The organism is Haloplanus vescus, assembly GCF_900107665.1.
Taxonomy (GTDB): domain Archaea; phylum Halobacteriota; class Halobacteria; order Halobacteriales; family Haloferacaceae; genus Haloplanus; species Haloplanus vescus.
The window spans coordinates 403,705-428,940 of sequence record NZ_FNQT01000001.1 but is presented as its reverse complement, the minus strand read 5'-3'; the positions used below and the strand labels follow the sequence as shown (position 1 = coordinate 428,940).

General features: G+C 67.6%; 31 protein-coding genes and 1 pseudogene. 21 read left to right on the top strand and 11 right to left on the bottom strand.

What is annotated here, in order from left to right; all coding sequences use genetic code 11:
* Nucleotides 1-227: 227 nt before the first annotated feature.
* The 3 genes from BLU18_RS02310 (at nucleotide 228) to BLU18_RS14720 (ending at nucleotide 2,059) form a co-directional block, all read left to right on the top strand.
* Nucleotides 228-671, top strand: a complete 444-nt coding sequence (locus BLU18_RS02310; protein ID WP_092630843.1) for a GlcG/HbpS family heme-binding protein — start codon at nucleotides 228-230, stop codon at nucleotides 669-671.
* 5 nt (nucleotides 672-676) lie between these two features.
* Nucleotides 677-1,837, top strand: a complete 1,161-nt coding sequence (locus BLU18_RS02305; protein ID WP_092633582.1) for a glutathione-independent formaldehyde dehydrogenase — start codon at nucleotides 677-679, stop codon at nucleotides 1,835-1,837.
* 63 nt (nucleotides 1,838-1,900) lie between these two features.
* Nucleotides 1,901-2,059, top strand: a complete 159-nt coding sequence (locus tag BLU18_RS14720; RefSeq protein WP_176791165.1) for a hypothetical protein — start codon at nucleotides 1,901-1,903, stop codon at nucleotides 2,057-2,059.
* Here BLU18_RS14720 and BLU18_RS02300 read toward each other — a convergent pair.
* Complete coding sequence (locus BLU18_RS02300) at nucleotides 2,056-3,186, bottom strand: CobW family GTP-binding protein (RefSeq protein ID WP_092630840.1); 1,131 nt, start codon at nucleotides 3,184-3,186, stop codon at nucleotides 2,056-2,058. The two genes, BLU18_RS14720 and BLU18_RS02300, sit on opposite strands and share 4 nt — an antisense overlap.
* 146 nt (nucleotides 3,187-3,332) lie before the next feature.
* On the opposite strand from BLU18_RS02300, the gene BLU18_RS02295 reads away from it, so the two are divergent.
* Nucleotides 3,333-4,319: a transcription initiation factor IIB gene (locus BLU18_RS02295; protein ID WP_092630837.1), complete on the top strand. Its 987-nt coding sequence runs from the start codon at nucleotides 3,333-3,335 to the stop codon at nucleotides 4,317-4,319.
* 7 nt (nucleotides 4,320-4,326) lie between these two features.
* Here the strand turns inward: BLU18_RS02295 and BLU18_RS14715 are convergent, their stop codons facing one another.
* Complete coding sequence (locus BLU18_RS14715; RefSeq protein ID WP_176791164.1) at nucleotides 4,327-4,473, bottom strand: hypothetical protein; 147 nt, start codon at nucleotides 4,471-4,473, stop codon at nucleotides 4,327-4,329.
* A gap of 90 nt (nucleotides 4,474-4,563) precedes the next feature.
* Between BLU18_RS14715 and BLU18_RS02290 the strand changes: the two genes are divergently transcribed.
* Nucleotides 4,564-5,025, top strand: a complete 462-nt coding sequence (locus BLU18_RS02290; RefSeq protein ID WP_092630834.1) for an NUDIX hydrolase — start codon at nucleotides 4,564-4,566, stop codon at nucleotides 5,023-5,025.
* Here BLU18_RS02290 and BLU18_RS02285 read toward each other — a convergent pair.
* On the bottom strand, nucleotides 5,022-6,095 hold the full coding sequence (locus tag BLU18_RS02285; RefSeq protein WP_092633579.1) for an asparagine synthase C-terminal domain-containing protein: 1,074 nt from the start codon (nucleotides 6,093-6,095) through the stop codon (nucleotides 5,022-5,024). The genes BLU18_RS02290 and BLU18_RS02285 overlap by 4 nt on opposite strands.
* Nucleotides 6,095-6,778: a PHP domain-containing protein gene (locus BLU18_RS02280; protein WP_092630832.1), complete on the bottom strand. Its 684-nt coding sequence runs from the start codon at nucleotides 6,776-6,778 to the stop codon at nucleotides 6,095-6,097. The genes BLU18_RS02285 and BLU18_RS02280 overlap by 1 nt, the downstream gene beginning before the upstream one ends.
* A 93-nt stretch (nucleotides 6,779-6,871) precedes the next feature.
* On the opposite strand from BLU18_RS02280, the gene purL reads away from it, so the two are divergent.
* Complete coding sequence (gene purL / locus BLU18_RS02275) at nucleotides 6,872-8,992, top strand: phosphoribosylformylglycinamidine synthase subunit PurL (RefSeq protein ID WP_092630829.1); 2,121 nt, start codon at nucleotides 6,872-6,874, stop codon at nucleotides 8,990-8,992.
* A gap of 41 nt (nucleotides 8,993-9,033) precedes the next feature.
* On the top strand, nucleotides 9,034-9,198 hold the full coding sequence (locus BLU18_RS14710; protein WP_176791163.1) for a hypothetical protein: 165 nt from the start codon (nucleotides 9,034-9,036) through the stop codon (nucleotides 9,196-9,198).
* A 7-nt stretch (nucleotides 9,199-9,205) separates the two neighbouring features.
* Here the strand turns inward: BLU18_RS14710 and BLU18_RS14705 are convergent, their stop codons facing one another.
* Complete coding sequence (locus tag BLU18_RS14705) at nucleotides 9,206-9,355, bottom strand: DUF7550 family protein (RefSeq protein ID WP_176791162.1); 150 nt, start codon at nucleotides 9,353-9,355, stop codon at nucleotides 9,206-9,208.
* A 90-nt stretch (nucleotides 9,356-9,445) separates the two neighbouring features.
* Here BLU18_RS14705 and hisF point away from each other — a divergent pair, with 90 nt between their 5' ends.
* A complete protein-coding gene (gene hisF / locus BLU18_RS02270; protein WP_092630826.1) occupies nucleotides 9,446-10,261 on the top strand; it encodes an imidazole glycerol phosphate synthase subunit HisF in 816 nt (271 codons plus the stop codon).
* Here hisF and BLU18_RS02265 read toward each other — a convergent pair.
* The 3 genes from BLU18_RS02265 to BLU18_RS02255 form a co-directional block, all read right to left on the bottom strand.
* Entirely contained in the window at nucleotides 10,258-10,542 is a 285-nt protein-coding gene (locus tag BLU18_RS02265; protein WP_092630823.1) for a DNA-directed RNA polymerase subunit L, read from the bottom strand. The two genes, hisF and BLU18_RS02265, sit on opposite strands and share 4 nt — an antisense overlap.
* Nucleotides 10,543-10,928: 386 nt before the next feature.
* Nucleotides 10,929-11,555, bottom strand: a complete 627-nt coding sequence (locus tag BLU18_RS02260; RefSeq protein ID WP_092630820.1) for a uracil-DNA glycosylase family protein — start codon at nucleotides 11,553-11,555, stop codon at nucleotides 10,929-10,931.
* 3 nt (nucleotides 11,556-11,558) lie between these two features.
* Nucleotides 11,559-12,029: a DUF5793 family protein gene (locus BLU18_RS02255; protein ID WP_092630817.1), complete on the bottom strand. Its 471-nt coding sequence runs from the start codon at nucleotides 12,027-12,029 to the stop codon at nucleotides 11,559-11,561.
* 111 nt (nucleotides 12,030-12,140) lie between these two features.
* Between BLU18_RS02255 and BLU18_RS02250 the strand changes: the two genes are divergently transcribed.
* The 9 genes and pseudogenes from BLU18_RS02250 to BLU18_RS02210 form a co-directional block, all read left to right on the top strand.
* Nucleotides 12,141-12,641, top strand: a complete 501-nt coding sequence (locus tag BLU18_RS02250; protein ID WP_092630813.1) for a DUF7549 family protein — start codon at nucleotides 12,141-12,143, stop codon at nucleotides 12,639-12,641.
* A gap of 230 nt (nucleotides 12,642-12,871) precedes the next feature.
* A complete protein-coding gene (gene dapA, locus BLU18_RS02245) occupies nucleotides 12,872-13,774 on the top strand; it encodes a 4-hydroxy-tetrahydrodipicolinate synthase (protein ID WP_092630809.1) in 903 nt (300 codons plus the stop codon).
* Nucleotides 13,771-14,526 carry a 4-hydroxy-tetrahydrodipicolinate reductase gene (gene dapB / locus BLU18_RS02240; RefSeq protein WP_092630806.1) on the top strand — a complete coding sequence of 252 codons (756 nt, stop codon included), beginning with the start codon at nucleotides 13,771-13,773 and terminating at the stop codon, nucleotides 14,524-14,526. The genes dapA and dapB overlap by 4 nt, the downstream gene beginning before the upstream one ends.
* Nucleotides 14,523-15,356: a 2,3,4,5-tetrahydropyridine-2,6-dicarboxylate N-succinyltransferase gene (locus BLU18_RS02235; RefSeq protein WP_092630803.1), complete on the top strand. Its 834-nt coding sequence runs from the start codon at nucleotides 14,523-14,525 to the stop codon at nucleotides 15,354-15,356. Before dapB ends, BLU18_RS02235 begins: the two co-directional genes overlap by 4 nt.
* A complete protein-coding gene (gene lysA, locus BLU18_RS02230; protein WP_092630799.1) occupies nucleotides 15,353-16,612 on the top strand; it encodes a diaminopimelate decarboxylase in 1,260 nt (419 codons plus the stop codon). Before BLU18_RS02235 ends, lysA begins: the two co-directional genes overlap by 4 nt.
* Nucleotides 16,609-17,493, top strand: a complete 885-nt coding sequence (gene dapF / locus BLU18_RS02225) for a diaminopimelate epimerase (RefSeq protein WP_092630796.1) — start codon at nucleotides 16,609-16,611, stop codon at nucleotides 17,491-17,493. Before lysA ends, dapF begins: the two co-directional genes overlap by 4 nt.
* Nucleotides 17,490-18,602: a M20/M25/M40 family metallo-hydrolase gene (locus BLU18_RS02220; protein ID WP_092630793.1), complete on the top strand. Its 1,113-nt coding sequence runs from the start codon at nucleotides 17,490-17,492 to the stop codon at nucleotides 18,600-18,602. Before dapF ends, BLU18_RS02220 begins: the two co-directional genes overlap by 4 nt.
* Nucleotides 18,603-18,640: 38 nt before the next feature.
* Nucleotides 18,641-19,339 (top strand): RNase P subunit p30 family protein, encoded by a 699-nt coding sequence (locus BLU18_RS02215; protein ID WP_092630790.1) that lies wholly within the window; start codon nucleotides 18,641-18,643, stop codon nucleotides 19,337-19,339.
* Nucleotides 19,336-19,671, top strand: a pseudogene (locus tag BLU18_RS02210) (Rpp14/Pop5 family protein); the annotation flags it as partial. The gene BLU18_RS02215 and the pseudogene BLU18_RS02210, both read left to right, overlap by 4 nt.
* A gap of 93 nt (nucleotides 19,672-19,764) precedes the next feature.
* On the opposite strand, the gene BLU18_RS02205 reads toward BLU18_RS02210, so the two are convergent.
* Nucleotides 19,765-20,538, bottom strand: a complete 774-nt coding sequence (locus tag BLU18_RS02205) for a phytanoyl-CoA dioxygenase family protein (RefSeq protein ID WP_092630783.1) — start codon at nucleotides 20,536-20,538, stop codon at nucleotides 19,765-19,767.
* Between the two features lie 28 nt (nucleotides 20,539-20,566).
* On the opposite strand from BLU18_RS02205, the gene BLU18_RS14700 reads away from it, so the two are divergent.
* The 3 genes from BLU18_RS14700 to BLU18_RS02195 all read left to right on the top strand — a co-directional run bounded on the left by BLU18_RS14700 (nucleotide 20,567) and on the right by BLU18_RS02195 (nucleotide 22,106).
* Nucleotides 20,567-20,716 carry a hypothetical protein gene (locus tag BLU18_RS14700; protein ID WP_176791161.1) on the top strand — a complete coding sequence of 50 codons (150 nt, stop codon included), beginning with the start codon at nucleotides 20,567-20,569 and terminating at the stop codon, nucleotides 20,714-20,716.
* A gap of 195 nt (nucleotides 20,717-20,911) precedes the next feature.
* Complete coding sequence (gene psmA / locus BLU18_RS02200) at nucleotides 20,912-21,682, top strand: archaeal proteasome endopeptidase complex subunit alpha (RefSeq protein WP_092630780.1); 771 nt, start codon at nucleotides 20,912-20,914, stop codon at nucleotides 21,680-21,682.
* Nucleotides 21,683-21,776: 94 nt separating this feature from the next.
* Nucleotides 21,777-22,106 (top strand): hypothetical protein, encoded by a 330-nt coding sequence (locus tag BLU18_RS02195; protein WP_092630777.1) that lies wholly within the window; start codon nucleotides 21,777-21,779, stop codon nucleotides 22,104-22,106.
* Between the two features lie 17 nt (nucleotides 22,107-22,123).
* On the opposite strand, the gene BLU18_RS02190 is transcribed toward BLU18_RS02195, so the two are convergent.
* Complete coding sequence (locus tag BLU18_RS02190) at nucleotides 22,124-22,954, bottom strand: hypothetical protein (RefSeq protein WP_092630774.1); 831 nt, start codon at nucleotides 22,952-22,954, stop codon at nucleotides 22,124-22,126.
* Between the two features lie 183 nt (nucleotides 22,955-23,137).
* Between BLU18_RS02190 and BLU18_RS02185 the strand changes: the two genes are divergently transcribed.
* Complete coding sequence (locus BLU18_RS02185; protein ID WP_092630771.1) at nucleotides 23,138-24,307, top strand: hypothetical protein; 1,170 nt, start codon at nucleotides 23,138-23,140, stop codon at nucleotides 24,305-24,307.
* Nucleotides 24,308-24,388: 81 nt separating this feature from the next.
* On the opposite strand, the gene BLU18_RS02180 is transcribed toward BLU18_RS02185, so the two are convergent.
* Nucleotides 24,389-25,009 carry a hypothetical protein gene (locus tag BLU18_RS02180; RefSeq protein ID WP_092630768.1) on the bottom strand — a complete coding sequence of 207 codons (621 nt, stop codon included), beginning with the start codon at nucleotides 25,007-25,009 and terminating at the stop codon, nucleotides 24,389-24,391.
* Nucleotides 25,010-25,236 lie beyond the last annotated feature (227 nt).

The following is a 25,236-nucleotide window of genomic DNA, read 5'->3' as shown; positions in this document are numbered from 1 at the left end:
CTGCGAACAATTTGTAATTGGTTTTGATTACTTTGAGAATGATTGTTAATGGTGTTTGCGGGTGTCGATACACCGATTCCAAAATACTGTATGCGGAGAATAACGTCGTCAAGAGAGATATAATGACAGATTAAGCAAGCACCTCGATTCCATCAGGTTCGAATTTCGCGGAAGTGTGTACGTAAAGGCAAATGTTTATCACTGTTGGCACCCACTGTGTGAGTGTAATGGTTCAATCTATCACACTCGACACGGCAACGAAGTTGATTGAAGCGGCCAAGGAGAAGGCCGAAGAGATCGACAACCCGATGGTAATCGCAGTCACCAACAGCGAGGGCAACCTCATCGCACAGCATCGGATGGACGACGCGTGGCTCGCGTCCGTCTCGATTTCGCGAAACAAAGCCTACACCTCGGCCGCGCTGGACATGCCGACGCACGAACTCGCTGAGCCGTCCGAGCCCGGGAACTCCCTCTACGGTCTCCAGACCACTGACGAGGGACGCATCGTCATCTTCGGCGGCGGTTATCCGCTCCTGAACGACGAGGGCGACGTCGTCGGTGCGTTCGGCGTCTCCGGCGGCGCCGTCTCGCAGGACATGGAAGTCGCCGAAGCGGGTGTCGAACACTGGGAATCCATTCGTGGTGACGTGACCGAGGTGGCGCACTGATGTCCATGAACGCAGTCGTCTACCGAGGCCCCCACGAGGTAGCTGTCGAGGATGTTGAGGAACCCGAGATTCAGCACCCGAACGACGTCGTCATCGACATTACGACGACGTGTATCTGTGGCTCCGACCTTCACATGTACGAGGGGCGGACGGCCGCCGAACCGGGCATCGTCTTCGGGCACGAGAACATGGGCATCGTCGAGGAAGTCGGCGAGGCCGTCTCGAGCCTCGAAGTCGGTGACCGCGTCGTCGCGCCGTTCAACGTCGCCTGTGGACACTGTGAGAACTGTGAGAAGGGCTACACAGGCTTCTGTACGAACGTCAACCCCGGCTTCGCCGGCGGTGCGTACGGCTACGTCGCCATGGGTCCGTATCAGGGCGGACAGGCGGAGAAGCTCCGCATCCCCTACGCGGACTTCAACGCGCTGAAGCTCCCGAAGGGAACCGAACACGAGGACTCTTTCGCGCTCCTCGCGGACATCTTCCCCACCGGATGGCACGGCGTCGAACTCGCCAACCTCGAAGCCGGCGATTCGGTCGCCGTCTACGGCGCCGGTCCGGTCGGCCTGATGGCCGCCTACAGCGCGAAGCTCAAGGGCGCCTCCGAAATCTACATCGTCGACCGCGTCCCGAGTCGACTCGAACTCGCCGAGGAACACTGCGACGCGACGCCCATCAACTTCGAAGAGGGCGACCCCGTCGAGCAGATTAAGGAGATTCACGGCGGCGGCGTGGACAAGGGCGTCGACGCCGTCGGCTACCAGGCCGTCGACCCCGACAAAGAAGGCAGCGGCGACGCGTACGACCCCGCTCGCGAGAACCCTGCGGTCGTCATCAACAACCTGATTCGGACGGTCAAGCCGACCGGCGAACTCGGGATTCCGGGCCTCTACGTGCCGGAAGACCCCGGTGCGCCGGACGAGATGAACGCACAGGGCCGCATCGGTATCGACTTCGGCCTCCTCTTCGAGAAGGGGCAGGCGCTCGGCACCGGTCAGTGTAACGTCAAGGAGTACAACCGCGAGCTCCGCGACATGATTATCTCCGGTCGTGCCGACCCGAGTTGGGTCGTCTCCCACCGCGTCGATCTCGAAGACGCGCCGGAGATGTACGAGGCCTTCGACAACCGCGAGGAAGGCGTGACGAAGGTTCTCCTCGAACCGTAGCCGCGCCGCCCCGCTGACTCCCTCCGCGACACGCCTATTACCACTCCACGCGAACCACCTCCCATGTGCCAGTACTGTAGCTATCGACAACACGACGGCTGGACGGACTTACTCACGTACGACGACACCTACCAGACGGCGATGCAGGCCGACTCAGCGTCGACCTACGGCTTTCACGAGTCGTGGGACGACCTCCGCGACGACATCGGCCTCGGCGCCTAGGCCTCTCGCGGGAAGGGGTCGGTCGGCGCCGACGCCGCGCGCTCTTTTTCGGTCGCCAAACACTCGTCGAGCGCCGCCGTGACCGCGTCGGCGTCGAGGTCACGACTGATGACGACGAGACGCGTGGCGGGGTCGTCGTCGCCCCACTCGCCGATGGGGCCCGCCTGCACGGCCGGTCCGGCCTGACTGACGCCGAGGACCTCGTCGGGGCGACTCGCGACCCACGCGAACCCCTTCATGCGGACCACGTCGCCCTCCCAGTCGTCGAGCCACGCGTCGAATCGCTCCGAGTGGAACGGTCGGTCTCGTCGGTAGACGAACGACTCGACGCCGTGGGCGGCGGCGGCCGACTGCTCGCCGTGGTCGTGACCGCCCTCGTGGTCGTGACCGTCGTCGTGGTCGGCCCCCTCCGCCGCCGCGAGCGCCTGTTTCCAGCCTTGCTGTCGCTTCGTCGCTTCGAAGTCGAATCGCCCTGTTCCGAGGACGGCCGACGGGTCGATTTCGGAGTAGGTCGTCCGATAGAGTTCGGCGCGTGGCTGGAGTTCGCGAATGGACTCCTCGACGGCCGCGAGTTCGTCGTCGGGGACCATGTCGCACTTGTTCAACAGGAGCACGTCACAGAACTCGATTTGGTCGACGAGCACCTCCGCGAGTGGGCGGTCGGGCGTCGGCGCCGTCTCGGGCAGCGACGCCGAGGGGTCGAACGCCTTCCAGAACCCGTAGGCGTCGACGACGGAGACGGTGGTGTCGAGGCGGAATCGGTCGGGGAGCTGCCCCGACTCCGTGCCGACGGTGAGCGTCTTGGCTATCGGCATCGGTTCGCTGATACCGGAGGCTTCGACGACGAGGTAATCGAACGACCGCTCCTCGGCGAGGCGGGTGACTTCGGTGACGAGGTCGTCCTGCAGCCGACAGCAGATACAGCCGTTCGAGAGGTCGATGACGCCGTCCTCGCTCTCCTGTTCCAAGAGTTCGGCGTCGATGTTCACCTCGCCCATGTCGTTGACCACGACGGCGATGCGTCTGTCTCCCGGGTCGTTCAGCAGGCGGTTGACGAGCGTCGTCTTGCCGGCGCCGAGCGGACCGCTGATGAGGGTGATAGGAATCGTCGTTTCATTCTCGTGCATGTCGTTTATATCGTAACGACGAGCAGTTATCAATCCCCGGTCGTCCGCGCGAGAAGTGCCGAAGAAATGGCCACTGTACTCCAACAGACTTAAATGTATGCGCTGAATTACGTTCTGTATAGAGCCGTTTTGCTCACTGATACCCAATGACCGATAGCGTACGCGGTTACACGACCGAGCGCTCACGCGCGCGCGAGAGCGAGGACGAATCCGAGAGTACCGACAGCAGTGAACAGTTGCATTGCCCCGAGTGTGGCGGGCAACTCACCACGGACACCGAACACGGAGAGACGGTGTGTGCCGACTGCGGCCTGGTGGTCGAAGAGGACGAAATCGACCACGGGCCCGAGTGGCGCGCCTTCGACTCCAAGGAGAAAGACCAGAAGTCCCGCGTCGGCGCCCCGACGACCCAGATGATGCACGACAAGGGGCTGTCGACGAACATCGGCTGGCAGGACAAAGACGCCTACGGCAAGACGCTCTCCTCGCGACAGCGCGAGAAGATGCAGCGTCTGCGCACCTGGAACGAGCGTTTCCGCACCCGAGACTCCAAAGAGCGCAACCTGAAGCAGGCGCTCGGCGAAATCGATCGGATGGCCTCCGCACTCGGCCTGCCCGAGAACGTCCGCGAGACGGCGAGTGTCATCTACCGCCGTGCCCTTGCCGACGACCTACTCCCCGGCCGCTCCATCGAGGGCGTCGCCACGAGCGCACTCTACGCCGCGGCCCGACAGGCGGGCACGCCCCGCTCGCTCGACGAAATCGCGACCGTCTCTCGCGTCGAGAAAGACGAGATTGCGCGAACGTACCGCTACGTCGTCCGCGAACTCGGCCTCGAAATTCAGCCGGCCGACCCCGAGCAGTACGTTCCTCGCTTTGCCTCCGAACTCGACCTCTCCGACGAGTCCGAGCGCCGCGCTCGCGACCTGTTGAAGACGGCCAAAGACCAGGGCGTCCACAGCGGCAAGAGCCCCGTCGGCCTCGCCGCCGCCGCCATCTACGCCGCCGCCCTCCTCACCAACGAGAAGGTGACGCAGAGCGAAGTGAGCGATGTCGCCAACATCAGCGAAGTGACCATCCGGAACCGGTACCACGAACTCCTCGAAGCTGAAGAGCAGCTACAGGTTCCCTAATTCTCGGCTATTCGCGCTCGATGTTCACGGGCGCGTCGGGCGGAAGCACGATTCGCACGTCGTCACCAGAGAGGTCGATTTCTATCGTCCCAACCGTCGAATCGACGGGTATCGTCCGGTCGAGATAGTCGTCTGTGATGTGTACGTGTGTCACTGTCGGAGGGCACCTGTTGAAATATCCGTGTCAGCCGGCAAAAAGGTACGCGTCGCAACACCGATACGCACGGGGTTCGACCCCCTCTCTATGGAGACGACGCGACATTTCACCGCGACGGTGTACGTCGTCGAAGGCGGCGCCGTCGCGCTCCACGAACATCCACGACTCGGCATCCGTCTGCCGCCCGGCGGCCACGTCGACAGAGGCGAACTCCCACACGAGGCGGCGCTCCGCGAGGCGTGCGAGGAGACGGGACTGGAGCCGACACTGCTGACCGACTACGACGACGTGCGCTCGGAGACGGCGCGCGCCATCCCGCGTCCGCGACACCTGATGCTCGCGGACGTGAACGTCTGTGACGGCGAGGTGGGCCACCAACACGTCGACCACGTCTTCTACGCGACTGCCGAGAATCGAGCTATCGACCCCGCGCCCGGCGAACCCGACGCAGAGGCGTGGGCGTGGTACGACCCGCCGGCACTCCGCGAGGCCGACGTAGACCCAGACGTGCGCGAACTGGGACTGGAAGCGATTGCGGCCGCGGACTAGACGAGCGAGCGGACGTACTGCCCGAGGTGGTCGTCCATCCGCCGCTTGAAACCCGCTTGCCGCGCGAGGCGGTCGAGTTCGCGCGAGACCAGACTGCCGTACTGAACTGCTTTTTTGTCCGTCTCGACGACCGACGACGGGAGCCACTCGCGGGCGGCGCGGCGCAACCCCACTTTCCGTTCGTCGTCGGTGGCGAGGAGGTGTTCCGGAAGGGGGAGTGCGGCCTCAACGACACCGTCCGCGAGGAGCGGCGTCACCGGTTCGACGCCCGCCGCTCGGAGCGCGAGCACGTCGCGTTCGAGTTGGGCGGGGAGGCTCGCGATTACCTCGCGAGTCGCGCCGCGGACTGTCGTCGCGTCCACGCGGTCATCGTCTGCGGGGTCGACCACCTTCGCGTACCCGCCGAACAGTTCGTCGGCGCCCTGCCCGAGTGCGAGGCGGTCGGCGCCGTCGGCGGCGGCGCGCTCGGCCACTAGATAGAGCGGGAGCGCGATGCAGACGTCCATCGGATTCGTCCGCCCCGTCGCCGCGACCACCTCGGGGACGGCTCGCTCCAAGTCGTCGTGAGTCAGTTCGACGACCCGGAGGTCACGGTCCATCGCTTCGGCGGCGCTCCGGGCTGCTGCCACGTCGTGGGCGTCGGGAAACCCGACGACGTAACAGAGTGCATCGGGGACGCCGGCGGCGACGAGCGCGGAGTCGACGCCGCCGGAGAAGGCGACGGCCAGTCTCTCGGGGTCGAGCCGAGACAGCGAGTCGTCGATGGCGGCGCGAAGGTCGGCGATGGCCGTCGCATCGTCGCTCGCGGCGGGTGGGTCGGGCAGCGACCAGACGCGGCGGTCCGTCCCGTCGGCCTCGCGGACGTGTCCGGCGGGCACGGGTGTCGGGTCCGCGGCGTCGACGTCGCTCGGCGCGAACCCCCAGTCGTCGGGCGTGCCGAAAATCGGCTGGCGCCCGAGCACGTCGCGGACGAGCGCCCCGTCCAGCGCGCCGGCGAACCCGTTCGTTCCGGGGAGCGGGTCGCCCGAGTCGAGCGCGCGGCGGACCGTCTCGGCGTCGGTGCCGCGAATCACAGCCACTCGTTCACCGCTCTGATGACGCGGCGTTTCACGCCGCCAGCGGCCTGTCGGAAGCTGATTCGCCACGGGGTCCGGCGGCCGACGACGCTGGTTCGGCCCTCGGCGATGGCGTCAAGGATGCCCGCTGCGGAGTGGTCCGTCGCGTCGACTTCGGTGACCGCCTGCCCGACCATCTCGGCGATGTGGGCGTCGCTCCCGGCGGTCATGGGGAGGTCGTTGGCGATGGCGAAGCGCTCCGCCTTGCGGTTCGAGCGCCCGGTGAGGAGTCGGGAGTTGTACACTTCGATGGCGTCCGCGCTCGCGAGCGTCGCCCGCGAGATGTGGGGCGCGACGCCGTGGCGCGAGGATTGGAACGGGTGGGGGACGACGGCGATGCCGCCCTGCTCGTGGATTTGGTCGAGCGTCGCCTCGAAGGAGAGGCCCGCGGGGACGGCCTCGCGCACGCCGAGGGCGAGGACGTGTCCGACGGCGGTGGTGATTTCCATGCCGGGAATACCAATCAGGCCGTACTCGGGGGCCTGTTCGACCGCGTCGAGGCTGGCGTCGATTTCGTCGTGGTCGGTAACGGCGATGGCGTCAAGCCCGACCGATTCCGCCTGTTCGAGCAGATGCTCGACCGGGTCCCGCCCGTCGTGCGACAGCGACGAGTGCGTGTGCAGCTCGACCGATAACACACGCGACGTGTCGATGCGGGCGGTAAAAAGCGCGCCGATACGCGGCAGGCTAATGGAAAGACATTACCTCCACAGCGCGAAAGACGGAGGTGAATGAGCCTGTCCGATCCGGACCACGACCTCGTCACCGCCGAACTCGGGCGGGACCCCACGCCCGCCGAGGCGGCACTCTTCGAGAACCTCTGGAGCGAACACTGTGCGTATCGGTCGTCGCGCCCACTCCTGTCGGCCTTCGATAGCGAGGCGGAACAGGTCGTCGTCGGTCCCGGCGACGACGCTGCCGTCGTCTCCCTTCCAACGCACGCCACAGACGGCGAGGAGACGTATGTCGCCATGGGTATCGAGAGCCACAACCACCCGTCCTACGTCGACCCCTACGACGGCGCGGCGACGGGCGTCGGCGGTATCGTCCGCGACATCCTCTCGATGGGCGCCTACCCCATCGGTCTCACGGACTCGCTCTACTTCGGCGGCTTCGACCGCGAGCACTCCCGCTATCTCTTCGAGGGCGTCGTTGAGGGCATCGCCGACTACGGCAACGCCATCGGCGTCCCGACCGTCGGCGGGAGCGTCGAGTTCCACGACGACTACGAGGGCAACCCGCTGGTGAACGTCGCCTGCGTCGGCCTCGTCTCGTCGGACCGACTCGTCACGGCCGAGGCCAAGACGCCGGGCAACAAACTGATGCTCGTCGGCAACGCCACCGGCCGCGACGGCCTGGGCGGCGCCTCCTTCGCCAGCGAGGACCTGAGCGAAGACGCCGAGACCGAGGACCGCCCCGCGGTACAGGTGGGCGACCCCTACACGGAGAAACTCCTCATCGAGGCCAACGAGGCGCTCATCGACGAGGACCTGATTCGGGCGGCCCGCGACCTCGGTGCTGCCGGCCTCGGCGGCGCCTCCAGCGAACTCGTCGCCAAGGGCGGTCTCGGCGCCGAAATCGAACTCGACCGCGTCCACCAGCGCGAACCCAACATGTCCCCGCTCGAAATCCTGCTCGCTGAGTCTCAGGAGCGGATGTGTTACGAGGTCCGACCCGAGGATGTGGACCGCGTCCGCGACATCGCCGAGCGCTACGACCTCGGCTGTTCGGTCATCGGCGAGGTGCGCGAGGGCAACTACGTCTGTACCTTCGAGGGCGAGACAGTCGTCAACGTTCCCGCCCACTTCCTCGCCGAGGGCGCGCCGATGAACGACCTCGACATGGACGAACCCACGCAACCGAGCCGGGACCTCCCCGACGCCGACCTCGAGACGGCCTTCGACTCGGTCATCGGGAGTCCGAACACGGCGAGCAAGGCGTGGGTCTACCGGCAGTACGACCACGAGGTGGGCACGCGGACGGCCCGCCGCCCCGGCGACGACGCCGCCATCCTCGCGATTCGGGAGGCCGGCACCGGCCTCGCGCTCTCGGCGGGGGCGATTCCGGCGTGGACCGACGCCGCCCCCTACGACGGCGCACGCGGCGTGGCGCTGGAGAACGCGACCAACATCGCGGCCAAGGGCGCGACGCCCCACGCGGCGGTCGACTGCCTCAACGGCGGCAACCCGGAGAAGCCGGACGTCTACGGCGGCTTCGGCGCCATCGTCGACGGCCTCGCGGACATGTGCCGCGACCTCTCGGTGCCCGTCGTCGGTGGCAACGTCTCGCTGTACAACGACTCTGTCGCCGGCCCCATCCCACCGACGCCGACGCTGGCGATGATCGGCGTCCGCGAGGGCTACGACGCTCCGCCCCTGTCCGTCTCGGGCGAGGGGACGCTGCTGGAAGTCGGCGCGCGCGGCGACGCGCTCGGCGGGTCGACGTATCTCGCGGCGGCGGGTGGCAGCGACCGTTTCCCGGACCTGCCCGCGGACCCGGCGGCGGCCGTCGAGGCGGTCCGCGACGTGGCCGCCCTCGACTCGACGCTCGCGACTCACGACGTGAGCCACGGCGGCCTCGCCGTGACGCTCGCGGAGATGGTCGAGGACGCGGGCGTCGAGGTGAGCGTCGAGAGCGTCACCGCCCTGTTCGACGAGACGCCCGGCCGCGTCGTCGTCGAGACGACGGACCCCGACGCGGTGCGCGACGCCGCCGGCGACGTGCCCGTTCGCGAACTCGGAACGGCGACGGCGGACGCGACGCTCTCGCTGTCGGTCGGCGACGACGAACTCGTGCGGGACGCGGCGGCCATCCGTGACCTGCGCGACGTCATCGACCGCGAACTGGCGTAGTCGGCGCCACCACTTTACCGCGCTGGCGTGACAATAGGGGCGTGACCGACGACGCCCTCCGCAAGCGCCTCGACGCCGCGCTCGTCCTGTTGACCGCTAACTTCCTCCTGTTGCTCGGACTCTCCTTCCAGTCGACGCCGGAAACGGCGATTGGACTGCTGGTGCTGGCGGCGCTGCTCGGCTACGGGTTCGTGCGACAGAAGTGAGTGAGTCTCAGAACACCAGCGGCAGACCGAACGTCACCGCGAGACCGACGAGGAGGACGACGAAGCCGACACCGGCCTGCCCGGCCGTGAAGTCCTGCATCGGCGACGTGACGCGGCCCGTTTCCTCGTGGTGGTCGTCGTGAGCGTGGTCGTCCATGTCTCATCCTGCGGCGTCGGGCTACAAAAACACACCTGATTGGCGACACCGGGCGCCTTTTGACAGCCCCCGGCGTAGTTCGCGATACGGATGGCCGTAACCAAGCGCATCATTCCCTGTATCGACGTGGACATCGACGACGACGGCAACGCCGCCGTCTACACGGGCGTCAACTTCGAGGACTTGGAGTATACGGGCGACCCCGTCGAGATGGCGCGAGAGTACAATCAGGCCGGCGCCGACGAGTTCGTCTTCCTCGACATCACGGCCAGCGCCGAGGGGCGCGAGACGATGCTCCACGTCGTCGAACAGATTGCCGACGAGGTGTTCATCCCCCTCACTGTCGGCGGCGGCATCCGCACCCGTGAGGACATCAAGGAGACGCTCCGAGCGGGCGCGGACAAGGTATCGATCAACACCGCGGCCATCGAGAATCCCGACCTGGTGAACGAGGGCGCCGCCGCCTTCGGCAGTCAGTGCATCGTCATCAGCGTCGACGCGCGCCGGCGCTACGATGAACAGGGCGAACACTACGAACAGGTGGACGGCGAGTCCTGCTGGTTCGAATGCACCATCAAGGGCGGACGCGAGGGCACCGGCGTCGACGTCGTCGAGTGGGCGCGAGAGGTCGAATCGCGCGGCGCCGGCGAGCTCTTCGTCAACTCCATCGACGCCGACGGCACCAAGGACGGCTACGACATTCCGCTCACCCGCGCCGTCTGTGAGAACGTCTCGACGCCAGTCATCGCGTCGTCGGGGTGTGGTGGTCCGGAGGACGCCTACGAGGTGTTCACCGAAGCGGGGGCGGACGCGGCGCTCGCGGCCTCTATCTTCCACTTCGACGAGTACAGCATCCGCGACGTGAAGGAGTATCTCGACGAACGAGGCGTCCCGGTTCGGCTCTAAGCCGCCGCGTCGAACGCGGCCGTGAAGTCGTCCGCGAGGTCCTGCACGCGTCGGGACGCGTCACCGACGGCGTCGAGTGGGTCGGTGCCGTCCTCGGTCTTGACCGAGAGGATGGGGTCGGTCTGCCCACCGGACTGTTCGGGGTTCATGTCGTAGGTGGCGGCTTCGACGCCCGCCGTCTCCAGCAACGCCCCCTTCAGGACGTTCATGAACGTGTGGTCCTCCCCGGCAATCTCCATCCGCAGTTCCTCGTCCGTCTTCTCGATGACCCGCAGTTCCATACCCTTGGATACCCGTGGTTCGCGTTTCAAGGTTTCGTCTGTCGACGCCGAGAAACGGCAGTCGGCCGCTCCGAACGAACGGGCGACGCCGAAATGGCGTCCCCCGAACGGAGAACGTACGGGACCACACGTGGTGGCCATCCGACTGACCAAGCCACTGCGAGGAGCACCTGACTCGCAATGTGCTTCGATGCCGTGACGCGTTCGGTCAAACACCGACCGCGTCGGTTCCTAGGTTTACGTATGTGTTAAAAAATCTGTTGATAAGAATAATATCGGCCACTATTCTCTCCATCAGTAGTCATATACTCGTCAACATAGTCGTACGTAGCGCTGCACCCAGCCGACGCTACGGACCCAGCGGCGACTGCGTCGAGAAAAGCCACTCAGCGAACGAGATACGGTTCGTTGCCGGCGACGAACCGGCCGAGGTCCGTCTCGCGGCGGTAGTCGGTGGCACGGAGAGTGTCGATGGCGTCGACCAACTGCGTCGCGTCGTCGGACGCCCACGCCGTCGGCTCCCGAATCGGCAACACCAGCCAGCCACTCCCGAGCACTTCCGTCGCATGGAGGGCGTCGATGTCGACGTCGTCGGGGTTGCGAGCCGTGCAGGTTTCGAGTACGTGTCGCGTGGCTCGTTCGCCCACTGGGAGGAGGACGTGCGCGGCGATGGCGCGGAGTTCCGCGTCGAAAAAGGGCTCCATCCGGGCGTAGTCGTCCTCAGTCGGGTCGCCATCGGGGACGCAGGTATGGAGATAGGAGAGGTACGTCGAGTCGACGCTGGGTTCGTCGCCCGTCGACTCCAAGAGGCCGGCATCGTGGAGCGCGCGCTGGAGTCGGTGGCCGGCCTCGCAGTCGGTGAAGGGGACGCCCGTCTCGCTCCCGCCGTGGACACCGGGGTGGTCGCCGACGACGTGAAAGTGGGCGTTGGCGTCGCCGTAGCCGGGGACGAACCGCTCACAGGGCGGTTCCATACCGAACGGATTGCTGATGCGGTCGGTGACGGTTCGCACGGCCTAGAGTTCGACGCCCGACGGGATCAGACTCTTGGAGCGAAGCAGACTCCCGTTGGCGTCGTAGACGAGGAAGGTGCTCTTCTCGTAGGTGGCGACGGTGTCGCCGTCGACGCGGATGACGACGCTGTACTGTCCGCCGTCGTCGGTCGTCTGCCCGTACTCGCGGGCGGCGCGGACGAACTGTAACACGTCGTCGGCGTCTTCGTTGAGTTCGAGGAGGAAGTCACCGGTGATGCGGTCGGTGACGCTCACGACCCCTGCCGCGTCCGGGCTGTCGAGTGGGTCTTGGAGTCGGAAGGCAACGTCCGTCTCCGAGGCATCGAGCAAGTCGCCGTCGGCCCCCGTCAGTCGCTCGGTCAGTGTGTCCTCCGGCCCCGTGAAGTCGATGACGACGCGCGGCTCTGCTGGCGGCTCCCCCGACTCCACCCAGTCGACGTTGTGTACTTCCAACTCGAAGTGGTCGCGCCTCATTCCTTATAACCACCTTTGAGTTCAGGCGGTATGAACGTAACGCCCCGCGCGGTCGCCGTCTGTCGGCGCCGGCCGATGGGTTTTATCTGGTGGCTCTCATCGGGCACGCGTATGTGGGTCCGGTCCGAGTACGCCGGCGAACTGGCCGTCCTCTTGACGTGGCTGTCCGCGTTCATCCCGTGGAACGTTTCGTTCGCGTCGGCGTCCGGCGCGTCGGTGGTGTTCGTTCGCTTCCCGCTGGTGCAGGTGCGATACGTCTTCGGCATCGCCCTTGCCCGCAGCGTCGCCGTCGCCGACCCGCTCTCGGCGATTGCCTTCCAAGAGGGCCAACCCATCGAACTCGCCTATCAGGTGTGGGCCGCCGGCGCCGCCGTCTTCGTCGTTGCGCTCGCCGTCTCGGTCCTCTACTACCGCGACGAGGCGTGGGCGGAGTCGTGGCCCGTCGACCCCGTTCGCCTCCTCGGCGGCCTGCTTCTCGGCACCGGTCTCGTCTTCGCGGGCGCGACGTCTCTCCTCCTCTCGCGGGGGTTCGGCGGCCTGCCGATTCCGATTGGCGTCGTCTTCCTCTGCCTGTTCGGCGGTGTCCTCCTCACCGCCGAGCGAACGGAGTGACGCTAGCCGACGACGAAACGTATAATAACGAGGGCCACCCGTGTACGACCGTGAACGTCCCACGCGTCGCCGTCGGTGCTCGTCGCTCGCCAGCGACGCGTGGCCCCGCCGCTTTCCTGAAGAAACGCGGTCGGTAGTTCGCTCGTGGCGGGCGTAGCGCCCCCGTCTCGGGCGGTTGCCGACCGAATCGTTCCGACACGACTAACAGCGCAGACGCCCCATCAGAGCACATGACACTCACCGAGTTCCGCGGGGTCTATCCCGCCATGACGACGCCGTTCCACGAGGACGGCAGCATCGATTTCGAAACGTTACGCGAGGACGCCCACCGCCTCGTTGACGCCGGCGTCGACGGCCTCGTGCCCGTCGGGTCGACCGGCGAGAGCGCGACGCTCAGCCACGACGAACACATCGAGGTGGTCGAAGCCGTCATCGACGCCGTCGGCGACGAAGTGCCCATCATCGCCGGGTCCGGGTCGAACAACACCCGCGAAGCGCTCGAACTCTCCCGGCGCTCCGCCGAGGCGGGCGCCGACGCCCTCCTCCTCATCTCGCCGTACTACAACAAGCCCGAACCCGCCGGGATGGTCGACCACTACCGCACCATCGCCGACGAGGTGGACCTCCCCCAAATCGTCTACAACGTCCCCGGCCGGACGGGCCAGAACATCACCGTCGACACCGCGGTCGAACTCGCCAGCCATCCCAACATCTTGGGGTACAAGGCCGCGAGCGGCGACTTGAGTCAGGTGTCCGAGGTCGTCGAACGCACCCGCGACGAGGACTTTCACGTCCTCGCCGGCGACGACGGCCTCATCCTCCCCACCCTCTCGGTCGGTGGGACGGGGACCATCAGCGTCGTCGCCAATATCGAACCCGAGCGGACGGTCGATATGGTCCACTCGGCGCTCGATGACGACTACGAACACGCCCGCGAGCGCCACCACGAACTCGGTCCGCTGATGCGCGCGCTGTTCTGGGAGACGAACCCGATTCCCGTCAACGAGGCGATGGCCATCCGCGGCGACGGCCCGGGCAACGTCCGACTCCCGCTCACCCGCCTCTCCGAGGACCTGCGTGACGACTTGGCGGCCGTCCTCGACGACCTCGACCCCGTGGAGGTGGAGGCATGATAACGGTCGCCGTCACCGGCGCCGGCGGCCAGATGGGTCGCGAGGTGCTCGAAGCGGTCGCCGACCGCGAGGACATGGCGGCCGCCTTCGCGGTCAACCGCACGTCCGTCCCGCCCATCGCGGGTACCACCGTCGAGGACGAGGGGGACCTGCCGCGACTCCTCGAAGAGCACGACCCCGACGTGCTGGTGGATTTCACCGTCCCCGACGCGAGCACGCGCTACGTCGAGGCCTGTGCCGACGCGGGCGTCGCCGCCGTCGTCGGGACGACCGGCTTCTCGGACGCCCAACTCGAACTCCTCGCCGACGCCGCCAGAGAGATTCCCCTACTCCGAGCCCCGAACTTCTCGCGCGCCATGACGGCGTTTCGGGACGTGATTCGGGAGGCCGTCGCCGCGCTCGACGACTACGACATCGAGCTCTCGGAGACCCACCACAACCGCAAGCGAGACGCTCCCTCGGGGACGGCAAACGACATCCTCGACGACATCGAGGAGATTCGCGGCGACTTTGACCGCGTGCACGGCCGCGAGGGCGACCAGCCCCGAGAGGGTGACGAGGTGGGCGTCCACGCGCTCCGAGCCGGCGACATCAGAGGCGAACACGAACTACTACTTGCGGGGAACCACGAGGTGCTGACGCTCACGCATCGAGCCGAGTCCCGCGGCGTCTTCGCCGAGGGTGCGCTCGATGCCGCCGACTGGCTCGTCGGCCGCCCGGCCGGCGAGTACGACTTCGAGGACACAGTATGACACTCCAATCCGACGTATCCGACCTGTGGCAGCGCTACGACGACGACGCGGTCGACGCCGAGACGGCGACGACCGACGACATGGCGACTATCGACGCCTTCCTCGACGCTCTCGAGGCGGGCGAGATTCGCGCCGCCGAGAAGCAGGGCGACGAGTGGGAGGCCAACGAATGGGTGAAGCAGGGCATCCTGCTCAACTTCGGCCTGCGCGCGACGGAGGCACGCTCCTACGGCGGCGTCGACTACCACGACGTCCTGCCCCTGCGCGAGACGGGTGACCTCGGCGACCGGGGCACGCGCAACACGCCCGACGGAACGACCATCCGCCGCGGCGCCTACCTCGGCGCCGACTGCATCATGATGAGTCCCTCCTTCGTCAACATCGGTGCCCACGTCGGCGACGGCACCCTCGTCGACTCCTGTGACACCGTCGGCTCCTGTGCCCAAATCGGCGAGAACGTCAAGCTCGGCGCCAACACGCTCATCGGCGGCGTCCTCGAACCCGTCGAGGACGCGCCAGTCATCGTCGAGGACGGCGTCTCGCTCGGTGCCGGCTGTCGGGTCACGAGCGGGTTCGTCGTCGGCGAGAACACGGTCGTCGGCGAGAACACGCTCCTGTCGCCGCGCATCCCGGTGTACGACCTCGTCGAGGAGGAGGTCATCTACGGTCACCTGCCGCCGGAGCGCCGCGCCTTCACCCGGATGGTCGAGTCCTCCATCGGTGACCACGACCTGTTCGCGGGCGGCGCGTACAAGCCCGCGGTGGTCGCGATGGACATCGAGGCCGACACCCGAGACGCCACGAAGCGGGAGGAGGCGCTCCGGGAATGAACGCGCAGGCGGCCGGCCCGGCCGTGCGACGCCTCGCCGACTGGTCGGCTGCCGACCTCGCCGACCTCGCCGACGAGTACGGCACGCCGCTCTACGTGACCGACCTCGACCGGGTGCGCGAGAACGCGACCCGCCTCCGGGCGGCCTTCGACGCCGACACCGACGACGTCGACGTTCGTTACGCCGTCAAGGCCCACACCGGCCGGGCCGTCTTGGAGACGGTCCGCGAGAGCGGCCTCGGCGCCGAGTGTGCGTCCGCCGGCGAGGTGGTGCGCGCCCTCGACGCCGGCTACGACAGCGTGCAGTACACGGCGGTCAACCCGCCGGCCGAGGACCTCGACGTCGTTCTCGACCGCTGGCGCGACGGTGCCGAGGTGACTATCGTCGCCGGTGCTCGGGATACCGTGACGCGCCTCCGCGAGCGCGGTTTCGACGGCCGCCTCGCGATTCGGGTCAACCCCGGCGTCGGCGCCGGCCATCACGAGAAGGTGACGACCGGCGGCCACGCCAAGTTCGGCGTCCCCTACGACCGCGCGGCGGCCCTCGTCGACGACGCGCGGGCCGACTTCGACGTGGTCGGGATTCACGCCCACGCCGGTAGCGGCATCAGCGGCGACGACCTGGAGGCCCACCGCGAGCTCGTCTCGCGGATGGGCGACCTGGCGCGCTCGGTGGGCCCGCTGGAGTTCGTCGACATCGGCGGCGGGTTCGGCGTCCCCTACCGCGAGGCCGACGCGCCGCTCGACCTAGACGCCGTCGCCGACGCGACGAAGGACGCACTCGGCCCCGTAGACGCCACGCTTGCGGTCGAACCCGGGCGCTACGTCGTCGCCGACGCGGGCGTCCTCCTGACGCGGGTGAACACGGTCAAGCCCGTCGACGACGAGGGGTCGACCGGGAGCGTGCCCGTCGTCGCCGGCGTCGACGCCGGCATGACGACGTTGCTCCGGCCGGCGATGTACGACGCCTACCACGCGATTCGAAACCTGACCGACCAGCGTCCGGAACGGCCGGTGACCGTCGCCGGCCCCGTCTGCGAGACGGCGGACCTGTTCTGCGAGGAGCGACCGATGCCCGCCCCGCGTCGCGACGACTTGCTCGCAATCGGCAACGCGGGCGCCTACGGCTACGAGATGGCGAGTACGTACAACTCGCGGCCCCGGCCCGCTGAGGTCGTACTCGACGGCGACAAGGTTCGTCTCGCCCGCGAGCGCGAGACCATCGCCGGCCTCACCGCGCTGGAGGTGGACCGATGAGCACCGTCACCGCCGAGAAGTACCACGGGACGGCCAACGACTTCCTCGTCCTGCCCGCCGACGCGCCGGTGACGGACCGCGCGGCCTTCGCTCGCGTCCACTGTGACCGCGAGACGGGCGTGCGCGGCGAGCGAACCGGGGCCGACGGCGTGCTCTTCTTGGACCTCGACTCGTCGGCCACGCCCGTCCGGGTGACGATGACGCTCGTCCAACCCGACGGCTCTATCGCCGAGATGTGTGGCAACGGCGCGCGCGTCACCGCCGTCTGGGCGGCGCGGGCGACCGGCGCGCGCGAAGTCGTCATCGAGACGCCCGCGGGCGACCGCCACGCCGTCGTGCAGAGCGAGGGCGTCACCGTCGAGATGGGTCACCCGTCGTTCGACCCGACCGACGTACCCCTCGTGCCCGACCACGGCAACCAACTCGTTGAGGAGTCCGTCGAGGGACTGACTGTCACCGCCGTCGACACCGGCGTCCCCCACGCCGTCGCGTTCGTCGACGACGTGGACGACGTGGACCTCCCCAACGTCGCGCCGCCGGTCCGGCACGCCGACGTGTTCCCCGAGGGCGCGAACGTCACCCTCGCCTCCCGCGTGCGTCTGGACGACGACGCTCGCGAGGGGGCGCCCGGGCAGACGGCGGCCTTCCGCCAGCGCACCTTCGAGCGCGGCGTCGAAGGCGAGACGATGGCCTGCGGGACGGGCGCGGTGGCCATCGTCGCCGCCGCGAAGCGGACGGGCCGCCTCGACACCGAGGGCCCCGTCCGGGTGTCGCCACCGGGCGGTGACCTCGTCATCGTCGTCCCCGACGACGAACCGGCGACGCTCACCGGCCCGGTCGAGTACGAGTTCGAGGACGAACTGGAGGTCCCCGAGGCGTGAGCGACGCCTTCGACCCCGTCGACTTCCTTGAATCCGCGGTCCCAATCGACTCCCACGAGGACGTGACGGCAATGCGTGAGTTCCTCGTGGAGACGCTCGAAGCGAACGGCGCGGACCCACTCGTCGACGACGCGGGCAACACGCTCGCGACGCGGGGCGAGGGGTCGCCCCATATCGTCCTCAACACCCACATCGACACCGTCTCGCCGCATATCCCCTACGAGCGCGACGGCGACGTGATTCGCGGCCGTGGCTCCTGTGACGCGAAGGGACCGCTCGCGGCGCTCCTTGCCGCCTTCTTCGCCGTCGACACCGACCGCTCGGGACGGGTCACCCTCGCCGTCACGCCCGACGAGGAAGTCTACTCGACGGGCGCCGCGGCGCTCGACGTGACCGTCCTACCGGATGTCGACACCGACGGCGACTGCTACGTCGTCGGCGAGCCGACCGGGCTGGACGTCTGTACGGCCGCGAAGGGGCGCTTCGAGGGGACGCTCCACCTCTCGGGGCGGAACGCCCACGCCGCCGACCCCGACTCCGGCGTCAACGCCGTCGCCGCCGCGGAGGGGGCGCTGGCGGCGATTCGGGAGTTCGACGCCGAGCGCGACCCGCACCCGGACCTCGGCCCGGCGACGCTGACGCCGACAGTCGTCGAGGGCGGCAAGGTGACGAATCAGGTGCCGGCCGACTGTGCGCTCACCGTCGACCGGCGGAGCGTTCCCCCCGAATCGGCCGAGGGGTTCCGCGACTCGCTCGAAGCCACCGTCGACGACGCCACGCATGCCGACGTGGGCGTCGACTTCGAGCTCACCGACCGCCCGACGCCGTTTCTCGAAGCCTTCGCGACGGACGCCGACGCGCCGGTGGTGCGTCACCTCGCGGCGGCCGCGACGGGCGTCACCGACGGCGACGCGGGCGACGTTCGTCCATTTACCGCCGCGACTGAGGCGTCCTACTTCTCGCCCGCGCCCACCGTCGTCTTCGGGCCGGGCGTCCTCGCCGACGAGACGGGCCCCGTCGCCCACGCCGACCGGGAGTACGTCCGCGTCGCCGACGTGGAGCGCGCGGCGACGGCGCTGACCGACGCCCTCGCGGCGCTCCGGGGATAAGCGCAATCCCCAAGCGCCTCGGGGGTTTGGGTTGGCACATGTACGAGGCGGTCCACGCCCACCCCGACGGGACGAGCACGGCGACGCGATTCGCCACGACTGCGGCTCGCGTGGGCTACGAGGGCGTCGTGATTCGGGCGCGGGAGGCGACGCCCGACTACGACTCGCTCCGCGAGTCCGCGGGCATCGACGTCGTCGATGCCGTCGAAATCGTCGCCCCCGACCCCGAACGCGCGAGTGGTTCGGTGGGCGGCGAGCGCCCGGACCATACGCTCGTCTGCGTCCGCGGCGGGACCGACCGCCTCAATCGCTTCGCCGTCGAGAACGAACGCGTCGACGTACTCACGCGCCCGATGGACGGCGACGGCGACGTGAACCACGTCCTCGCCAACCGGGCGGCGACCAACGGCGTCCGCATCGAGTTCGACTTCGGCCCGGTGTTGCGCTCAACAGGCGGGGAGCGCGTTCGCGCGCTCCGTGACCTGCGGAAACTCCGCGAACTCGTCGCCGACGCCGACGCACCCTACGTCGTCAGCGCGACGCCGGACTCCCATCTCGACCTGCGAGCGCCGCGCGAACTCGTCGCCGTCGGCGAAGTCGTCGGCTTCGACCCCGAGACGGTTCGTGCGGGGCTTCGCGAGTGGGGCGCCCTCGCCGAGCGCAATCGCCACCGGCAGTCCGAGTCCTACGTCAGCCCCGGCGTCGAACGCGGACGATACGAGGAGGACGAGTCGTGAAGCACCTCCCCAAACACCTCCGCCCGCACTGGCGCTATCTCGCCGTCGGGCTAGAAGCGGAGGCCGACCTCTCGCGGAGCGCGTTTCAGCGCGCGGTGTGGTACGCGGCCAGCAACCTACTCGGCGACCCGGGAAGCGCCGATGCCGACCTGCGAGTCCTTCGATTCGATTTCGAGGACGGGACTGGCGAGGCCGTCGTCCGCGCGCGGCGCGGCGAGGTGGGGCCGGCGCGGGCGGCGCTGGCCTGCGTCCACGACATCGACGGCGACTCGGTCGGTGTCTGGGTCCGGGGCGTCTCGGGAACGATTCGCGCCTGCGAAGAGACGTATCTCGACTGAGCGGCGTCGTACGGGGTATGTGACTGTTTTCGGGAGATTTGAGGGCTCGTCTCGGCGAATTTCCGGCCTGAGTTCCACTACCCCGTCTCAGACGCACCCGGGGAACTCGTCGCCGGCGACGTGCAACGAGTCGACCCACTCGGGCGGTTCGTCGTCCGTGAAGCGGGACCGAGACCGCATGTACGCGAGGATGAACGCCCGCCGCCACGTCTCGGTCGTGTTCGGCGCGGTGTAGTGGGGCAGGAGACAGTGCTGGAAGAGGACGCTCCCCGGTTCCATCGGGAGGGCCACGGTATCGTCGATGTCGTAGTCACGCTCCGTGATGGCGATGTCCGTGTCGTACTCGATGGCCTCGTGGCCGATGAGGCCGTCCGTGTGCGCGCCCGGCACGACGCGCATACAACCGTTGTCCGTCGTCGCCTCGTCGAGTGCAATCCAGACGGTTACGTGGTCACGGGGCTGAATCGGGTAGTACGCGGCGTCTTGGTGGAACTTCTTCTCGCTCCCGACCTGTGGCGGCTTGAGCATCGCGGCGCTCCGGAGGAGGTCGACGTTCGGACCCTGGAGCTGCTGGATGACTTCGAGGATGCCCTCGTGGTGGGCGAGGTCGGCGAACACGTCGTCTTCGCGGGCCATGCTGACGCCCTCGAACTTCCGAACCGGGTCGCCCTCGTGGTCGAACTCGTCGGGGTCGATGTCGGGTTCGAGCATCCGACTGAACGTCGTCTCGGTCCGGTCGCCGGCGACGTACTCGCGGATGCGGTCGGTGACGCGGGCCACCTCGTCGTCCGAGAGCAAGTCCTCGACGACGACGTAGCCGTCCCGCTGATACTGTTCGAACTGTCGGTCGCTGAGCGACATACCTCTCGGTGGTAGTCGTGAGTCATGAATGTGCTGGGTTGGGTTCGGCTTCCCTCTGCCGACGCACGACACCAGCGACGTGTCCGAGGAAATCGAAACCGACGTGCGCTGGACGCCCGTGTTCGCCTCGCTCCCGGCCGTCGAGCGCACTGTCGACACTGATAAGCGTGGACGCTAATACGGCAGTCGACGGCGCAGTCTCAACAGGAAAGGTATTTAGGACGCCGGCCCGGAAATTTGGCCGAGAGATACGTCGTGTTCGAGACCGCCAGTGGGCGTGGATTGCGCCGCGACGGTACCGCGGCGGCCCGCCACGTAGCAGGCGTCGTGAACGCGACCGAACTCGATCTCGAGTCACAGTCAACGTGATACAATGCAGGGACAAGCCCAACAGCAGGCATACGACCGTGGGATAACGATCTTCTCGCCCGATGGCCGCCTCTATCAGGTCGAATACGCCCGAGAGGCAGTCAAGCGAGGAACAGCCAGTATCGGCATCCGAACGGAGGACGGCGTCGTCCTCGCAGCGGACAAACGCTCCCGCTCGCCGCTGATGGAGCCGACGAGCGTCGAGAAAATTCACAAGGCAGACGACCACGCGGGCATCGCCTCCGCGGGCCACGTGGCTGACGCACGCCAGCTGATAGACTTCGCTCGCCGACAGGCGCAGGTCAACCACCTCCGCTACAGCGAACCCATCGGCATCGAGGCGCTCACGAAGGAAGTCACCGACCACATCCAGCAGTACACGCAGGTCGGTGGCGCTCGTCCCTTCGGCGTCGCCCTCCTCATCGGCGGCATCGAAGACGGCGAACCCCGTCTCTACGAGACCGACCCCTCGGGAACGCCCTACGAGTGGAAGGCCGTCTCCATCGGCGCCAACCGTGGCGACCTGCAGGAGTACCTCGAAGAGAACTACACGGGGTCGGACGGTCTCGACATCGACGACGGTATCGAGCTGGCGCTCCGCGCCCTCGCGACGACCAACGAGGACACGCTCGAACCCTCGGGCGTCGACGTCGGGACGGTCGACGTCGACAGCGAGGAGTTCCACGAACTCGACAACGACGAGATCGAGACCCACCTCGACGACTTCGACCTCCTGCCCACCGAGGGCGACGAGGACGAGTCGAACGAGGAGTAAGGACACCGCGTCTTCGCCGTCTCCGCTTCTCTTTCCGTTTCGAATCGCCTCGCTCGTCACGCAGATTTATCTTCGTCTCCGCCTTCGCTCCCACATGGTCCTCCATCCGTTCCTCTTCGTCCCTCCAATCGTGGCGCTCGCGATGGGTGTCGTCTTCGGTGACGCCCAGCGACGCGAACTCCCGAGTCGAACGAAACACCTGTGGACGCTCGGCGTCGGGAGTCTGAGCCTCGTCGGCTTCGTCGTCGTCTTCGCGCTGCGGGGACCGCTGTTCCGGCAGGTCCACCTGCTGTTCGGCTGGCCGCTCGTGGTCCGGACGCCGTACGAACTGCTACTGTGGTTTCTCGGTATCGGGACCGCGTTCACTGCGTTCCTCTGTGTCGGCTACGCGGTCGGAAGTCGGTGGCGCGTGCGGTCGGGGTAGCGTCGGCACTCGCGCGTTCAGGCCCGATACGCGTACCAGAGCAAGAGCAGGCCGAAGAGGTCGAACAGCGCGCCGGCGTAGAGTGCGATGACCCGCGCGTCCCCCGACGGGAGGGCGACCCAGAGGACAGGCCCTATCGCGAGCAGTCCCACGCCGAACAGCCCGGCGACGACTCGCTCTGGCCGGCCGATGGTCGACTGGTCGTCAGGCGTCGACTCCGGTGCCCGCTCGACCAGACGCGTCACGACGCCGACTGCGTCGGCGGGGACGATTACGAAGCGTGGGGCAGTCGGCGCGCCGCGGACGTACGAGAGCCAGCAGACGGCGATGGCGCCGAGCGAGAGGGTTCGGACGCGCCACACCTGCTGGAGGGGAACCTCGTCCCCGTCGACGACGAGCGTCCCCGTCGACGGGTCCGCGCGACCGCTCGTCGGGAACGTCGCGGTGACCACGAGCGGCACCCAACTGGCCACGAAGACGACGAACGGGGCGGCGTCGTTCACCAACGCGCTCCCGAGGAGGACGAGTGCGCCGAGGAGGCTCCCGACGAGCAGTCCGCGACGCGAGAAGCGCTCGAAAAACGAGTTCGTCGCGTTCGTCTCGAGTGCCGCTGGGAGGTATCGTCGGGAGACGAGTGCGAGGGCGGTGACGACGACTGCGGCGATAGCGCGTCGGAAGTTGCCGGCCAAGACCGACGCGGCGAAAAACACCACCAGCGCCCCGCCGACGAGTACGACGGCGCCGCCGAGGACGCTCGGGAAGACGTAGGCGAGCGCGAGAGAGAGGGGCGAGGCGTCGACGTCGAGATTCCACTCCGTCTCGTCGCGTCCGGCGTGAGCGGGGACCATTCGTCACGCCGGGCTTCGCATCCCTCGCATATATAGCCGGAGTCCGGGGGCGGCGGTCGAGCGTTCGCGCCGCCAGCCGATGGCAAAGTTGATACGCGTCGCCGGGCACGTCCCGCCAATGCGCCCCCGAGACAGCCCAGCGGAGGTGAACGCGGCGGTCGTGGACGTCGACCGCCCGAAACGGTGAGTCGGTCACCCGTCCGCGCCGCCGCCGACCGTCTGGCCGCCGTCGACCGACTGTCGACCGCCCAGCGGGCCATCCTCGGGTACTACGCCGAGACGGGGCGGTTCGACTACCGCGCCCTCCGCATCAAGTCGGCCGTCGACGACACCCTCGACGAGATTCTCGACGACGTGTACGCGGAGATAGCGTCGGAGATTGCCGCCGACCTCGGCGTCGACGAGGTGGAGTTCAGCTACGAGACGAAGCTCACCCTCCCCGCGGAACTGACGCTCGGCTACCTCTATCGCCGGGCGCTCGCTCGTTCGACCGACGGCTACGACCCCATCACCGACGAGTCGGGTGGCTGGCTCTCCCGGGGCGACGCCGACGCGGACGCCAACCGCGAGGCCCGCGAGTACGTCGAGGCCGCCGAGGAGGCGACGGCGCTCATCGTCCAAGCCTTGCTCGACGGCGACATGCGCGACGCCATCAACGACGACGAGTTCGAGGACTTCGAGGTGCGGGTCGCCGGCGAGTCCGACCCCGACCCACGCCGCGTCGCCGAGTGCGCCCAGTCGCACCTCCAACGCGTCGTGGAAGCGGCGTTCGACCGCGCGCCGGACGCCGTTCGCGACGCCTACGACGACGCCGTCGATATCTCCGAGGCCCACCAGGACCAAGACGACCATTTCCGCGTGCTGTTCGACAACGCCCTCGACGGCGACGAAGACGCGAGGCAGGCCATCGAAGACGAGTACAAGTTCGCCGCGATGCCCGCCGACGCCCCCTTCGACGAGGGCGAACGCGACTTGCCCTACCTCAAGACGCAGTACGACCGCGTGGGCGTCATCTACAAGGGGATGCTCGACGCCTACCGCGGCATCGGCTTCGAGATTCCCGAGGCGTTCGGCACGTCCATCGTCCTCGCCATCATCGGCGCCCAAATCTGGCTCGACGACGTGGACGACTACCGCGACGACGTGGAGGAGGGACAGCTCACCCCCGTCACCGCCGAGTACGTCTTGGCGCCGTCCGACGAGGCGGCCTACGAGAACGTGGTCGACATCGCGACGGAGTACTTCGACTTGGCGCGCGCCCACGCGGACGAAGCGGACTCGCCGCTCAACGGCATCGCCATCGAGTACATCCTCCGCTCGGGCGACCCGACGCGACTGCCCGGTAGCGACTGACGGTCGTAGAGTTTCTCGGAAATCATCCTCGGTTCTCGCCAGACGCGCCGGCGAGAACCGACGGACAGGTACGAGAACCTATCAGTTCCGACCGAGGTCGACCGCCGTCCCGTCTTCGACCAAGACGCCGCGCTCCACGGCCGTCTCGAGGATGCGCTCACACTGTGGCCCCGTCACGTCGTAGGCGCCCGTCACGATGGCCGTCAGGTCGGCACGCTCCATGGGGAATTCGCGGTTCTGGAGCAGTCGGAGCACCCGGTAGTAGTCCTCCGGGAGGTCGTCGTCGGTCTCCGTGTTCTCGCTCGCGTCGAAATCTGTCTTCGTCCTCTTCTCGTCGCCGTCTGCACTCGCTTCGGGCGTCGCGTCGCTCTCGTCGGCATCGGCGCTTTCGTCCGGCCGTTCGTCGCTTGATTCTCCCGCGTCCTCGGACTCGTCCGGTCGCGTCTCCGACTCGGTCTCGCTCGTTTCACCGGACTCGAAGGTCACTTCGTCGAGTGCGTCGACGGTGTCGTCGGGTGAGGGAGGTTCTTCCGCGGCGTCGAGGACGGGTTCCAGGACGCGCCGGAGCTTCTCCTGACAGGTCGAACAGAGCACCGCCGACCGCGACTCGTCGGCCGACGCCAGTCGGTCGGGCACGACATCGTACTCCTGTAACGAGTCACCGACGGCGCCACAGAAATAACAGGACCGCAACTGGGTCATGGTCGACCCTCCGCCGGGCGCGTGCTAAGTGTTTTCGCTCGGGCACCGATACGGTGGAACGTCACTAAATAGTGAAAAAATAGCGCGTTCGTAAACTTATACCACGGAAATACTTAATTGAACGCGCACAATACTGTCTGTGTGATGGCACGTTACGTCTGCCCGGGCTGTGACCGAGAACTGGAAGCGGGGCCGTTCCGGATGACCTGTCCGACCTGTGGTGGTCG